The organism is Sphingomonas larreae (assembly GCF_051400595.1).
In the GTDB taxonomy this organism is placed as follows: Bacteria; Pseudomonadota; Alphaproteobacteria; order Sphingomonadales; family Sphingomonadaceae; genus Sphingomonas.
Genome location: NZ_JBLFFI010000001.1, coordinates 874,953 through 887,960, shown reverse-complemented (window position 1 = coordinate 887,960; position 13,008 = coordinate 874,953). Strand labels below are relative to the sequence as shown.

Sequence of the window (13,008 nt, the reverse complement as noted above, 5' to 3'; positions counted from 1 at the left end):
ATCATGCGGCGCATGATCAACCCGCTGCTGGGGACCGCCGTGCGGAGCACGGTGGTGGAGGGGGCTTTCCACGAAGCGCTCCGTCCGCGGAAGCCCCCCTCCACCACCAGCCTGCGGCTGGCGGTCCCCCTCCCCGTGCCGGGGAGGATTATCGTCGCCTCCATGTCGCGGTCCTGATGGGCGGGTGGTCGGCCGAGCGCGAGGTGTCGCTCAACTCGGGCGCCGGCGTCGCCGAGGCGCTGGAGTCGCTCGGCCACCGCGTCACCCGCGTCGACCTCAGCCCGAGCGTCGCCGCCGATCTCGCCGCGGCGGCGCCAGACCTCGTCTTCAACGCGCTCCACGGCACGCCTGGGGAGGACGGCAGCGTTCAGGGCCTGCTCGAGCTGATGGGGCTGCGCTACACCCATTCGGGGCTCGCCACTTCGGTGATCGCAATCGACAAAGTGTTGACCAAGCAGGTGCTCGTACCCGCGGGCGTGCCGATGCCGGGTGGGCGCATCGTCCAGTCGGCGGAGGTGTTCGAGGCCGACCCGCTGCCGCGTCCCTATGTCCTCAAGCCGGTCAACGAGGGTTCGTCGGTCGGCGTCGCGATCGTCACCGAGGGCGGCAATTACGGCCTCCCGATCGGGCGCGACACCGCGGGGCCGTGGCAGGAGTTCGCCGAGCTGCTCGCCGAGCCCTATGTTCGCGGGCGCGAACTGACCACCGCGGTGCTCGACGGCGCCGACGGCCCGCGCGCGCTCGGCGTCACCGAGCTGCGTCCCAAGTCGGGCTGGTACGATTATGACGCCAAATACACGGACGGGATGACCGACCATCTCTTCCCCGCGCCGGTGCCGGACGAGATCGCCGAGGCGTGCGGTGCGCTGGCGCTCCAGGCGCATCGCGTGCTCGGCTGCCGCGGGTGCAGCCGCTCGGACTTCCGCTGGGACGACGAGCGCGGCGTCGACGGGCTGTTCCTGCTGGAGGTCAACACTCAGCCGGGCATGACCGCGCTGAGCCTCGTGCCGGAGCAGGCGCGCCACACCGGCATGAGCTACCCCGAGCTGGTGCAGGCGATCGTCGACGCCGCGATGCGGCTGCCCGCACCGAAAGCGGCCGTGCGGGCGAAGGACGCGGCGCGGTGAGCCGCACGATCAAGCGCGGCGCCCCGCCACCGCGGCGCGCGGTCAACAGCCGGCGGCGCGCGCCCAAGGCATCGATTGGCGACCGGCTGATCGCGCGCCTTCCGGTCAGCGAGGAGACACTGCGTCGGGCGGTGACCTGGACGCTGGTCGGCGGCGCGGGCGCGGCGGCGCTCTCGCTCGCGACGCTGCTGGGCGTGCCGCAGGCGATCGGCACCGGCATCGCCGAGGCGGCGGGCACCGCCGGGCTGAAGGTGGAGCAGGTCGACATCACCGGGCTCAAGCGGATGGACCGCGAGACCGTCTACGCGATCGCGCTGGAGGATCAGCCGAGCCGCGCGATGCTCCGCGTCGATCTCGCGCGCGTGCGCGAGCGACTGCTCGCTTATGGCTGGATCGCCGACGCTTATGTCGCGCGGCGGCTGCCCGACCGGTTGCTGATCCACATCACCGAGCGCGAGCCCGCCGCGATCTGGCAGGACAATGGCCAGCTTACGCTGATCGACGGGACCGGGCGGCTGCTCGCCCCGGTCGATCCCGCGCATATGCCCGATCTGCCGCTGGTGATCGGCCCGGGCGCGGACCGGCAGGAGGCGGGCTACCAGGCGCTGCTCGCCGCCGCGCCCGCGCTCAAGCCCCGCGTGCGCGCCGCCACCTGGGTCGGCAATCGGCGGTGGGACCTGACGTTCGACACCGGCGAGACGCTGGCGCTGCCGCAGGACGGCGCGGCGCAGGCGCTGATCAAGTTCGCGCAGCTCGACGGCGCGCGCTCGCTGCTCGGCAAGGGCTGGGTCCGCTTCGATCTGCGCGACCCCGCCAAACTGGTGGCGCGCAAGCCCGGGCAGGACCTGCACCAGCGCTTGCAGGACGATGGCACCGCCGATGCGGTGGCGGGCAATACCACCGATCAGGGCGGTGGCAACGAGACCACGGCGGCGCGCGCGAGGGAAGCGACGCGCGTCGTCGAGGCGTGACGACGAACGGATGAGGGGGACGACATGGCCAAGGCAGCACCGGACGGTTTGATCACCGCGCTCGATATCGGCTCGTCGAAAGTGTCGGCGATGATCGCGCAGAAGGGCGATGGCGGCGAGCTGGTGGTGCTCGGCACCGGCCAGCGCGAGAGCCGCGGCGTCAAACGCGGCTATATCGCCGACATGGACGCGACCGAAGTGGCGGTGCGCGAGGCGGTGGAGCAGGCCGAGCGGATCGCGGGCTTCAACATCGAGAACGTCTGGGCGGGCTTCTCCGCCGGCGGGCTGGTGAGCGACGAGGCCTTCATCGAGGCCGAGCTGGGCGGAATGCGGATCGAGCAGGCCGATATCGACGCCTTGCTCCAGGAGGGGCGCCAGTCGATCGATCCGCAGGGCCGCATGGTGCTCCACGCGCAGCCCGCGCTGTACACGCTCGACGGACTGACCGGGGTGAAGAAGCCGCTCGGGCTCCACGCCGACCGGCTTGGCGTCCATATCCATGTCATCGCCGCGGATGGCTCGCCGGTGCGCAACCTCGATCTGTGCGTCCGCTCCGCGCACCTCGAGGTGAAGTCGATCATCGCGGCACCGGTCGCCACCGGCCTGGCCTGTCTCAGCGCGGAGGAGCGTGACCTCGGTGTCGCGCTGGTCGAGATCGGTGCGGGGATCACCAACGTCTCGCTGTTCGCGGGCTCGATGCTCGTCGGGCTCAAGTCGATCCCCTATGGCGGCGCCGATATCACCGACGATATCGCCTCCGCCTTCGGCACGACGCGGCTTCAGGCCGAGCGGATCAAATGCTTCCACGGCTCGGCCAATGCCTCCCCGCGCGACAATCACGAGATGGTCACGATTCGGGAGCGCACCGACGACGAGGATTCGGAGGCGCTGCAGATCACCAAGGCGGCGCTGATCGCGGTGATTCGGCAGCGGCTGGAGCATCTCACCAGCGAGATCCAGGCCGCGCTCAAGGAACTGAAGTTCGAGGGGCCGGTCGGGCGTCAGGTGGTGCTCACCGGCGGCGGGGCGGAGCTCAAGGGCATCGCTGATTATGCGCAGCAGGCGCTGGGCCGCTCGGTCCGCGTCGGCCGGCCGCGCGGGTTGACCGGGCTGCCCGAGGCGCATTCCGGGCCGGGCTTCGCGACGCTGGCCGGGCTGGCCTTCTTCGCGGCGAGCGATCCGATCGATCTGCGCGGGCTCGTGCCGACGCAGCAGATGGTCCATCGCCAGCGCGGGCTGCGCGGCTTCTGGAAGCTCGTGCAGGCGGCCAAGGCAAATTATTGACGCGGCTACAGGGCGTTTCGCGGTGTTTCCTCTTTCACCCGGCGTCTCGTTGTTGCACATCGGTAGAAATTACCCCCGCGAGTGACGGCGGTGCGGGGCGGACGGAGTAAGCACGCGATGAGCATCGAATTCATCACCCCCGACCTCGACGATCTCACCCCGCGCATCACCGTCGTGGGTGTCGGCGGCGCCGGCGGCAATGCCATCGCCAACATGATGCGCGCCGACGTGCAGGGCGTGCAGTTCCTTGTCGCCAACACCGACGCGCAGGCGCTCAAACAGTCGGATGCCGAGCAGAAGATCCAGCTCGGCGCCAAGATCACCCAGGGCCTGGGCGCGGGCAGCCGCCCCGAGATCGGCCGCGCCGCCGCGGAAGAGACGATCGACGAGCTGTCGCGCCTGCTCGAGGGCAGCCACATGTGCTTCATCGCCGCGGGCATGGGCGGCGGCACCGGCACCGGCGCCGCCCCGGTGATCGCCAAGGCGGCACGCGACATGGGCATCCTCACCGTCGGCGTCGTCACCAAGCCGTTCAGCTTCGAGGGCAACCGCCGCGCCAAGTCGGCCGACGCGGGCATCGAAGAGCTGCAGAAGTTCGTCGACACGCTGATCGTGATCCCGAACCAGAACCTGTTCCTGGTCGCCAACGCCAACACCACCTTCAAACAGGCGTTCGAGATGGCCGACGAGGTCCTGCAACAGGGCGTGCGCGGCATCACCGACCTGATGGTCATGCCCGGCCTCATCAATCTCGACTTCGCCGACGTCCGCTCGGTGATGCAGGAGATGGGCAAGGCGATGATGGGCACCGGCGAGGCCGAGGGCGATGATCGCGCGCTGATCGCGGCGCAGAAGGCGATCGCCAACCCGCTGCTCGACGGCGTGTCGATGCAGGGCGCCAAGGGCGTGATCGTCTCGATCACCGGCGGCGACGACATGCGCCTGCTCGAGGTCGACGAGGCCGCCAACCATATCCGCGAGCTGGTCGATCCGGACGCCAACATCATCTGGGGCTCCGCGTTCAATCCCGAGCTGGAGGGCAAGATCCGCGTCTCGGTGGTCGCCACCGGGATCGAGAACAACGCCGCGACGGCCGCGCCGGCGAGCACCGCCACGGCGGAGCCCGCGCGCACCTTCAGCTTCTCTGCGCCGCGCCGCACGGACGCTGCGCCGAGCGCGGCTGCGCCGTCGCCTGCGTCGCAGCCGACCGCCGCGCCGACGCCGGCACCAGCGCCGATCCCCACCGCCTATCAGCCCGCCAGCGAGGTGCCGCCGCAGCAGCCGAGCGGCGCCGCCGCGGGCGCGATGGCGCACGGCGTGCCGCCGACCACGTCCGGTCCGATCGTCGAACCCGCTCCGGCCGCGCCGGCCGCCCCGGCGGACGACGAACTGCTGCTCGGCGCCGATTCGCTGATGCCGGCACCCCAGGCGTCGACGGGCGACGCCGCGCGCCGCCGCTTCCTCGCGCCGGGTGGCGAGAACGAGGAAGCGCCGCCGCAGCCGCGCGTCAAGCTGGGCGGCACGCTGTTCGAGCGGATGCAGAACGCCACGCGCAACGCCGGCGGCCGCACCGATGAGGGCGAGGGCGGCGACCTGCCACGCTTCCTGCACCGCCAGAACAACCAGTAAGCCGATTCGGCAGGGGGCGCCCCGCCGTGCCGGGGCGCGCCCTGCCGGCGCGGAAGCGGTGAAGGGGAGGCCCCACCCCCGTGTCGATGGCGTCGCTGCGCGGCGCGACGATCTGGACGATGCGCGCGGCGTCGGCGCGCTCCGGCGCTGCTGGCTGGGTCCCGCTCTCTGACCGTGTTTTTTCGCGCGCCGGCCCGCCGGTCGCCGCCGCCGTGGCTGTCCCGGCTTTGGTCACCGCGCGACTGTCATTCCCGCCTGTACCGTGCCAAGGCGCGTGCTCCGAACCCAATGAGTGACGCGACATGACCGCCATCGGCATCTATGGCAGCAACGGCCGGATGGGGCGCGCGATCGCCACCATCGCCGAGGCGGAGGGGTGCGTGATCGCAGGGGGCGTCGACGCCGGTGGCGATCCGCTGCCGCTCGCGCAGGCGGCGGACGTGCTGGTCGACTTCTCGACGCCTGCCGCGCTCGAGCCGCATCTCGCCGCCGCGGTGGCAGCCCGGACAGCGATCGTGATCGGCACCACCGGTCTGGGCGCGACCCATCACGCGCTGATCGAACAGGCCGCCGACGTCATCCCGGTGCTGCAGACCGGCAATACCTCGCTCGGCGTCACGCTGCTGCAAACGCTGGTGCGTGAGGCAGCGGCGCGACTCGGCGCCGAGTGGGACATTGAGATCGTCGAGATGCACCACCGCCACAAGGTCGACGCGCCATCGGGCACCGCGCTGCTGCTCGGCGAGGCCGCTGCGGCGGGGCGGGGCACGCGGCTGGCCGAGGTGCGCGTCGATAGCCGCGCCGGGCTGGTCGGCGCACGCAGCGAGGGCACGATCGGCTTCGCCTCGCTGCGCGGCGGCTCGGTGGTGGGCGATCATTCGGTCGTCTTCGCGGGCGAGGGCGAGCGCGTCGAGCTCAACCATCGTGGCGAGGACCGCAGCCTCTTTGCGCGCGGCGCGGTGAAGGCGGCGCTGTGGCTCGCCGGGCGCGCGCCGGGCCGCTACGCGATGGCGGAGGTGCTGGGGCTGTGACCCGGCGCGAGGTCGCCGAATTCTATCGGCGGCTGGCCGAGGCGAACCCTCATCCCGAAACCGAGCTCGAGTCGGTCAACGTCTACACGTTGCTGGTCGCGGTGGTGCTTTCGGCGCAGGCGACCGACGCGGGCGTCAATCGCGCCACGCGCGCGCTGTTCGCCGAGGTCGACACGCCCGCGAAGATGGTGGCGCTCGGCCTTGAGGGTCTCAAGCAGCACATCCGCACCATCGGGTTGTTCAACACCAAGGCCAAGAACGTGATCGCGCTGAGCGAGGCGCTGCTGGCGCAGCACGGCGGCGCGGTGCCGCGCGACCGCGCCGCGCTGGAGGCGCTGCCCGGCGTCGGGCGCAAGACCGCGAATGTCGTGCTCAACGTCGCGTTCGGCGAGGAGACGTTCGCGGTCGACACGCACATCTTCCGCGTCGGCAACCGGACCGGCCTGGCCCGGGGCAAGACCGTGCTGGCGGTGGAAAAGAAGCTCGACGCGGTGACGCCCGCGCCGTTCCGCGTCCATGCGCATCACTGGCTGATCCTGCACGGCCGCTATGTCTGCAAGGCGCGCCGTCCCGAATGCTGGCGCTGCATCGAGCATGATCTCTGCGCGTTCAAGCCCAAGACCCCGCCGCCGGAGGAGCGGATCGTGGCGCGGGCGGGCTGAGGAGGCGGCGATGCGCGGATGGTTCGCGATGGCGCTGGTGCTGCTCTCGGGCGCGGCGCTCGCGCGCGACGGCGGGCCGGCGGTCCCCGAGGCGGTCGCGGTGGGAGAGGCGCGCACCTGCGTGCCGATCGCCGCGCTGCGCGAGAGCCTGGTGCGCAGCGACCGCGTGATCGACTTCCACACCGTCGACAATCGTTATTACCGCGTGACCTTGCCCCAGGCCTGTCCCGGGCTCGGCTTTGAGCGGCGCTTCGGCTACGCTACCTCGATAGGGCAGTTGTGCGCGCAGGACATCATCACCGTTCTATATGCGACCGGCGGGATGCGCGGCGCAAGCTGTGGGCTGGCGCCGTTCCAGCCAGTGACGATCGCGCGCCGCCACGCGAAAAGCGGGTAGCGCGGCGCGGCGCACCCTGCTAGTCGCACCCGACCGGCACCCGTAGCTCAGCTGGATAGAGCGCTGCCCTCCGAAGGCAGAGGCCACAGGTTCGAATCCTGTCGGGTGCGCCAGCTTCTCCATCATTTTTGACGCTCGTTCCCCGCACACAGCGGTGCTCGGGTCAGTAATGGTGTGTAGCGTCCGCATCGTGCGCTCGTGCGGCGGTTCGCTGCGAGGGTCGTGGCCCGGCTTCCCGTCCGTCGTAGCGCACGTCTTCGCGCCGAGCACGCGAGTCTCATCAACGCCTCCCCCGAGCTCTCGGCCGCCGCCGAACACCGGTGAAAGCGTTTCGGTGTGATCACCTCGGAGCCCAGCAACACTTCGTCACCGCCGTAGCAGGAACAAAGCTCCGTCACGATCCTTCTCGACGAGGGGGACAAGACGATCGGCTCGGGGCGCCAATCCGCATTCACAACATTCGGCACGGAGGCCGCGTGGCTCGCCGGGCTGACCGGCTGGATGGTGCTCGGCGCGGTCGTGATCGCGCTGGCGCTCGCCGCGCTGATGGTCGCGGCGTCGCGCTCGCGCGAGGGCGCGCTGACCCACCGCCAGGGCATGCGGCTGGTGTTGTGGGCGGGCGGCATCGTGCCCAGCGTCGTGCTGCTCGCGCTGCTGATCGCCACGCTTCCCGCGATGCGCCCGATCCGCGCCGCTCGCGATGACCTGCGCGTCACCGTCACCGGCGAGCAATTCTGGTGGCGCATGGCCTATCAGCCCGCCGGCGCCGCCGCGGTGACCTCGGCCAACGAGCTGCGCCTGCCGGTCGGGCGTGACGTCGTGCTCGCGCTTGAGGGCGGCGACGTGCTCCACAGCTTCTGGGTGCCCGGGCTCGCCGGCAAGATGGACATGGTGCCGGGCCGCACCAACACGCTCGTCGTCCACGCGACGCGTACGGGGCGCTTCCGCGGGCAATGCGCCGAATTCTGCGGGCTGAGCCACGCGCTGATGGCGTTCGACGTGGTGGCGATGGAGCCCGCCGCCTTCGACGCCTGGCTCGCCGCCGAGCGCCGCCCGGTTACCACCGCCGCTGCGACGGGCGCGCGGCTGTTCGACGCCCACGGCTGCGGCGGCTGCCACGCGGTGCGCGGCACCGGCGCGGCGGGCGCGATCGGCCCCGACCTCACGCATCTCGGCAGCCGCGCGACGATGGCGGCAGGGATCCAGCCGCTCACCACCGCCAACCTCGTCCGCTTCATCCGCGACGCGCCGGCGGTGAAGCCCGGCGCGCGCATGCCCGCTTACCCGCAAATGTCCGTGCAGGACGCCGCCGCGATCGCGCGCTGGCTGGAGACGAATCGATGAGCCTCCACGCGCAGGACGATCCCGCGTTGCGCGCGGCGCAGGAGGAGCGGCTGCGCGCCGTCTGGGCGCCGCCCAAGGGGCTGTTCCTGCGCTGGACCGACACCAACAACAACCAGGTCGGCGTGTGGTACACGCTGACCGCCTTCGGCTTCATGCTGTTCGCCGGCGTGCTCGCGCTGATCATGCGCGTGCAGCTGGCGCAGCCGGGCAACGAGCTGGTCACGCCGTCGACGTTCAACCAGCTGTTCACGCTGCACGGCTCGATGATGATGTTCCTGTTTGCGGTGCCGATGTTCGAGGCAGTCTCGATCATCCTGCTGCCGCAACTGCTGGGTGCGCGCGACCTGCCGTTCCCGCGGCTCAGCGCGTTCGGCTATTGGAGCTTCCTGATCGGCGGCGTGTTCGTCTCGGGCTCGATCTTCTTCGACGCCGCGCCCGACGGCGGCTGGTTCATGTACCCGCCCTTCACCACGCGCACCGACCTGAGCGGGCTCGGCGCCGACATATGGATGCTGGGGCTGAGCTTCATCGAGGTGTCGTCGGTCGCCGCCGCGGTGGAGCTGATCACCGGTGTGCTCAAGTGCCGCCCGCCGGGCATGCGGCTCAACCTGATGCCGCTCTACGCCTGGTACATTCTGGTCGTCGCGGTGATGATCCTGTTCGCCTTTCCGCCGCTGATCGCCGGCGACGTGCTGTTCGAGCTGGAGCGGCTGCTCGGCTGGCCCTTCTTCGACGCGGCCAAGGGCGGCGACCCGATCCTGTGGCAGCACCTGTTCTGGATCTTCGGCCACCCCGAGGTCTATATCGTCTTCCTTCCATCGATCGCTTTGTTCGCGATGATCGTGCCGACCTTCGCGCGGCGGCACCTGCTGGGCTATCCCTGGATCGTGCTCGCCGCGGTGGGGACGGCGTTCCTCAGCTTCGGGCTGTGGGTGCATCATATGTTCACCACCGGGCTGCCCAAGATCAGCCTGGCGTTCTTCTCCGCCGCATCGGAAGCGGTGGCGATCCCGACCGGCATCCAGATCTTCGCCTTCATCGCCACGCTCTGGGCGGGGCGCGTGACCTGGTCGACGCCGCTGCTCTACGTCACCGGCTCGATCGCGATCTTCGTAATCGGCGGGCTGACCGGCGTGATGGTCGCGATCGCGCCGTTCGACTGGCAGGCGCACGACACCTATTTTATCGTCGCCCACCTCCACTACGTCCTGATCGGCGGCACGTTGATCCCGCTGTTCGGCGGCCTCTATTATTACTGGCCGCTGATCACCGGGAAGAAGCTGTCCGACCGGATCGGGCGCACCGCCTTCTGGCTGCTGTTCGGCGGCGCCAACCTCACCTTCTTCCCGATGCACTTCTCCGGGCTGATGGGGATGCCGCGGCGCGTCTTCACCTATCCGGAGGAGCTCGGCATCGGCGGGCTCAACCTCGCCTCGACGATCGGCTCCTGGGTGTTCGCCGCGGGCGTGCTGCTGGTGTGCGTCGATCTCGCGCTGAGCCCGCGCCGCTCCAAGTCGCCGCGCAACCCCTGGGCCGCGGGGACGCTCGAGTGGCTCGCCCATCCCGACGACGAGGATTGGGGCATCCGCTCGATCCCGCTGATCGAGAGCCGCTACCCGATTTGGGACCAGAAGAACTTCGTCGCCAAGGTGGACGAAGGCCGCTTCTTCCTGCCAGACGCGGAGGAAGGCCGACGGGAGACGATCGTCACCAGCGTGCTCGACGCGCGACCGGTGCAGGTGCTGCGGCTCGGCGGCCCGAGCGTGGTGCCGATGCTCACCGCGATCGCGCTGGGCAGCGTCTTCATCCTGACGACCTATCATCTCTACTGGGCGGCGCTGGTCGGCGCCGTCGTGACGCTGGCAATGGTGCTGTACTGGCTGTGGACCGGCACCGCCGAGATACCGGAGAAGGACTGCAAGCCGATCGGGCACGGCATCGCGCTGCCGCTGTATATCTCGGGTGCCTCGGCGAGCGGCTGGTGGGCGATGTTCATCACGATGATGGCCGACGCCACCGCCTTCTCGGGGCTGGTGTTCGGTTATTACTTCTTCTGGACGCGGCACGAAAACTTCCCGCCGAGCGGCCCCGGCATGGACGGACCGGGCAGCTTCTGGCCGATGCTGGCGATGGCGGTGATGCTGGCGAGCTGGGCGCTGACCGTCGCCGCGCGCGAGCTCAACCGGCGCGAGGCGGTCGGCGCCGCGCGCGCGGCGCTGGGGATGGCGGCGCTGCTGTCGCTCGGCGCGATCGGCTCCGGGCTGGCGGGGCCGTGGCTCAGCGGCTTGCAGCCCGAGCTCCACGTCTACCCCGCGATCGTGTGGACGCTGGCGATCTGGACCACCGCGCATTGCGGTGTCGGCGCGATCATGCAGCTCTATACGCTGGCGCGCAGCCTGGCGGGGCGGATGACGCCGCAGCACGACGCCGACCTGCGCAACATCACGGTCTACCAGCATTTCATGGCGCTGACCGCAGTGGTGACCTACGCCACGATCGGCCTGTTCCCGGGGGCGGCATGAAGCGCGACGCACCCCGCGGCCGGCAGAGCCTGGGCGAGCGCATCCGCGGCCTGCGCGTGACCTTGTGGACGCTGATCGTGCCGCCGACCGTCTGGGCGGTGCATTTCCTGTTCTGCTACCTCTGGGTGGCGGTGAGCTGCGCCAAGCTCGGCGCCTTCCCGCGCTTCCCCGTCGCCTTCGTGGTCGGCACGGGCGCGGCGCTGGCGATCATCCTCGGCTCGGGCTGGATCGCTTGGGTGCAGTCGCGCACGCCGGGCGACGACCCGCCGCACGACGAGGGTACCGACATCGACCGGCTGCGCTTCCTCGCCACCGCGACGCTGCTGCTGGCCGGACTGAGCTTCGTCGCGGTGCTGTTCACCGCCGCCCCCGCGCTGCTGCTGACGGACTGCCGGTGAAAGCCGCGCCCGGCCTCGCGCTCGCGCTCGGCGCCACCGCGCTCGGCTTCGCCGGGCTCGGCATGACCGGGCATATGGCGGCGCACATGGGTGCGGTCGCGGTCGCTGCACCGGCGCTCGCCGCCGCGCTGCCGCGGCGCCCACGTGGCGCGGGCGCGCCGCTGCTCTGGGCGATGATGGAGTTCGCGATCGTCTGGGCGTGGCACTTTCCCGCGCTGCGGGGGCTCGCCGACTCGCACGCCGCCGTCGCACTGGTCGAGCAGGCGCTGTTCCTCGCCGCGGGCGTCGCGCTGTGGCGCGCCGCCTTGGCGCAGCCCGCGGCAGGTGCGGCCGCGCTGCTGCTCACCTCGATGCACATGACGTTGCTGGGCGCGCTGATCGGGCTTGCGCCGCGCCCGCTCTACGCGATGATGGCGATGCACCCCGCGACGGGCCTCGACGCGCTCGCCGACCAGCAGCTCGGCGGCGTGGTGATGCTGGTGGTCGGCGGCGCGAGCTACTGCCTCGGCGGGCTGTGGCTGCTCGCCACCCTCTTGCGGGAGCCGCGCGCAGCATGACGATCCGGGTGACCTGGAAGCGGCTGGTGGCCGCGCTGGCGACGCTGGCGGCGGCGGGGTTGCTGTTCGCCTGGTCGGGCATCTTCAACATCGCCGCCTCGTCAGGCCATTGGGCAGTGACCGAGTGGTTCCTCCACTGGACCATGCGCAACTCGGTCAAGACGCACAGCTTCTTCGACTCGCCCGACGATCCGATCGCGCGCGACGGCGCGATGGTGAGCGCGGCGGGGCATTTCGCCGCCGCCTGCGCGACCTGCCACGGCGCGCCGGGACAGCGCCCCTCGCCGGTGATGCAGCAGGCGATGCCGCCCGCGCCCGATCTGTCGGTCAACGCCAGGCAGTGGACCGACAAGCAGCTGTTCTACATCCTTCGCCACGGCGTGAAATATAGCGGCATGCCGGCCTGGGGCGGAAAGGGGCGCGACGACGAGATCCGCCGCATGGTCGCCTTCGTGCGCCGCCTGCCGATGATGTCGGTCGCGGAATATCGCGTGCTGAGTGGCGGGGCGACGGGTGCGGGGACGACCGACGCGCGTGCGCTCGCCGGCGCCACGCTGGTGGGCTGCGTCGCCTGCCACGGCGCGGACGGACGCGGGCGCGGGCAGCCCGACATTCCGGTGCTCGGCGGGCAGCGCGCGGCCTATCTCGAGGCGGCGCTGGCTGCCTATGCAGACGGGCGCCGCCAGAGCGCGGTGATGGCCAATGTCGCGGCGGTGCTCACCCCCGAGCAGCGGCGGGCGCTGGCGGCACATTTCGCCGCGATGCCGGGGCTGGGTGCGGCGCCGGGGCGTGACGCACGCGCGCGCCTGATCGTCGAGCGCGGGCTGCCCGAGCGTCAGCTGCCGCCGTGCGCGAGCTGCCACGCGCCCGGCAAGCCGCAGCCGGTGCTCGCCGGGCAGCACGCAGTGTATATCGCGGAGCGGTTGCGTCACTGGCGTGGCGACGAGACGGTGATCGACGCCCGCCAGCCGCAGCAGGTGATGCCGGTGATCGCGCGCCGTATTCCCGAGGAGATGATCGAGCCGCTCGCGCGCTATCTCGCGGGGGAGTGAGGCGAGCGTCCACCAGGGCCGCGTGCTCGATAGC

At 70.9% G+C, this 13,008-nt stretch carries 11 protein-coding genes, 1 tRNA gene and 1 pseudogene; all 13 read left to right on the top strand.

The features are described 5' to 3' along the window. Positions 1 to 158: 158 nt before the first annotated feature. Positions 159 to 1,127: pseudogene (locus ACMGDM_RS03885) on the top strand (D-alanine--D-alanine ligase); the annotation flags it as partial. After that, entirely contained in the window at positions 1,124 to 2,098 is a 975-nt protein-coding gene (locus tag ACMGDM_RS03880) for a cell division protein FtsQ/DivIB (protein WP_436802798.1), read from the top strand. The pseudogene ACMGDM_RS03885 and the gene ACMGDM_RS03880, both read left to right, overlap by 4 nt. Positions 2,099 to 2,122: 24 nt before the next feature. Next, on the top strand, positions 2,123 to 3,382 hold the full coding sequence (gene ftsA, locus ACMGDM_RS03875) for a cell division protein FtsA (protein WP_436802797.1): 1,260 nt from the start codon (positions 2,123 to 2,125) through the stop codon (positions 3,380 to 3,382). A gap of 117 nt (positions 3,383 to 3,499) precedes the next feature. Further along, the gene (ftsZ, locus tag ACMGDM_RS03870) at positions 3,500 to 5,011 is read left to right on the top strand and encodes a cell division protein FtsZ (protein ID WP_436802796.1); all 1,512 of its coding nucleotides are present in this window, start codon (positions 3,500 to 3,502) and stop codon (positions 5,009 to 5,011) included. A gap of 302 nt (positions 5,012 to 5,313) precedes the next feature. Then, positions 5,314 to 6,042 (top strand): 4-hydroxy-tetrahydrodipicolinate reductase, encoded by a 729-nt coding sequence (gene dapB / locus ACMGDM_RS03865; protein WP_436802795.1) that lies wholly within the window; start codon positions 5,314 to 5,316, stop codon positions 6,040 to 6,042. Beyond that, on the top strand, positions 6,039 to 6,704 hold the full coding sequence (gene nth / locus ACMGDM_RS03860; RefSeq protein WP_436802794.1) for an endonuclease III: 666 nt from the start codon (positions 6,039 to 6,041) through the stop codon (positions 6,702 to 6,704). The genes dapB and nth overlap by 4 nt, the downstream gene beginning before the upstream one ends. Positions 6,705 to 6,714: 10 nt before the next feature. After that, a complete protein-coding gene (locus tag ACMGDM_RS03855; RefSeq protein WP_436802793.1) occupies positions 6,715 to 7,101 on the top strand; it encodes a hypothetical protein in 387 nt (128 codons plus the stop codon). Positions 7,102 to 7,137: 36 nt separating this feature from the next. Then, positions 7,138 to 7,214: transfer RNA gene (locus ACMGDM_RS03850), tRNA-Arg, on the top strand. 286 nt (positions 7,215 to 7,500) lie between these two features. Continuing rightward, positions 7,501 to 8,445 carry a cytochrome c oxidase subunit II gene (coxB, locus tag ACMGDM_RS03845; protein WP_436803621.1) on the top strand — a complete coding sequence of 315 codons (945 nt, stop codon included), beginning with the start codon at positions 7,501 to 7,503 and terminating at the stop codon, positions 8,443 to 8,445. Next, positions 8,442 to 10,967 (top strand): cytochrome c oxidase subunit I, encoded by a 2,526-nt coding sequence (gene ctaD, locus ACMGDM_RS03840; protein WP_436802792.1) that lies wholly within the window; start codon positions 8,442 to 8,444, stop codon positions 10,965 to 10,967. Before coxB ends, ctaD begins: the two co-directional genes overlap by 4 nt. After that, the gene (locus ACMGDM_RS03835) at positions 10,964 to 11,365 is read left to right on the top strand and encodes a hypothetical protein (protein ID WP_436802791.1); all 402 of its coding nucleotides are present in this window, start codon (positions 10,964 to 10,966) and stop codon (positions 11,363 to 11,365) included. The genes ctaD and ACMGDM_RS03835 overlap by 4 nt, the downstream gene beginning before the upstream one ends. Continuing rightward, the gene (locus ACMGDM_RS03830; protein ID WP_436802790.1) at positions 11,362 to 11,922 is read left to right on the top strand and encodes a cytochrome c oxidase assembly protein; all 561 of its coding nucleotides are present in this window, start codon (positions 11,362 to 11,364) and stop codon (positions 11,920 to 11,922) included. Before ACMGDM_RS03835 ends, ACMGDM_RS03830 begins: the two co-directional genes overlap by 4 nt. Beyond that, the gene (locus ACMGDM_RS03825) at positions 11,919 to 12,974 is read left to right on the top strand and encodes a c-type cytochrome (protein ID WP_436802789.1); all 1,056 of its coding nucleotides are present in this window, start codon (positions 11,919 to 11,921) and stop codon (positions 12,972 to 12,974) included. The genes ACMGDM_RS03830 and ACMGDM_RS03825 overlap by 4 nt, the downstream gene beginning before the upstream one ends. Positions 12,975 to 13,008 lie beyond the last annotated feature (34 nt).

What these genes read in the sequence shown, in the direction of transcription:
- ftsA (WP_436802797.1), top strand. Translation starts at nt 2,123, where the DNA reads ATGGCCAAGGCAGCACCGGACGGTTTGATCACCGCGCTCGATATCGGC.
- ftsZ (WP_436802796.1), top strand. Translation starts at nt 3,500, where the DNA reads ATGAGCATCGAATTCATCACCCCCGACCTCGACGATCTCACCCCGCGC.
- dapB (WP_436802795.1), top strand. Translation starts at nt 5,314, where the DNA reads ATGACCGCCATCGGCATCTATGGCAGCAACGGCCGGATGGGGCGCGCG.
- ACMGDM_RS03855 (WP_436802793.1), top strand. Translation starts at nt 6,715, where the DNA reads ATGCGCGGATGGTTCGCGATGGCGCTGGTGCTGCTCTCGGGCGCGGCG.
- ctaD (WP_436802792.1), top strand. Translation starts at nt 8,442, where the DNA reads ATGAGCCTCCACGCGCAGGACGATCCCGCGTTGCGCGCGGCGCAGGAG.
- ACMGDM_RS03835 (WP_436802791.1), top strand. Translation starts at nt 10,964, where the DNA reads ATGAAGCGCGACGCACCCCGCGGCCGGCAGAGCCTGGGCGAGCGCATC.
- ACMGDM_RS03825 (WP_436802789.1), top strand. Translation starts at nt 11,919, where the DNA reads ATGACGATCCGGGTGACCTGGAAGCGGCTGGTGGCCGCGCTGGCGACG.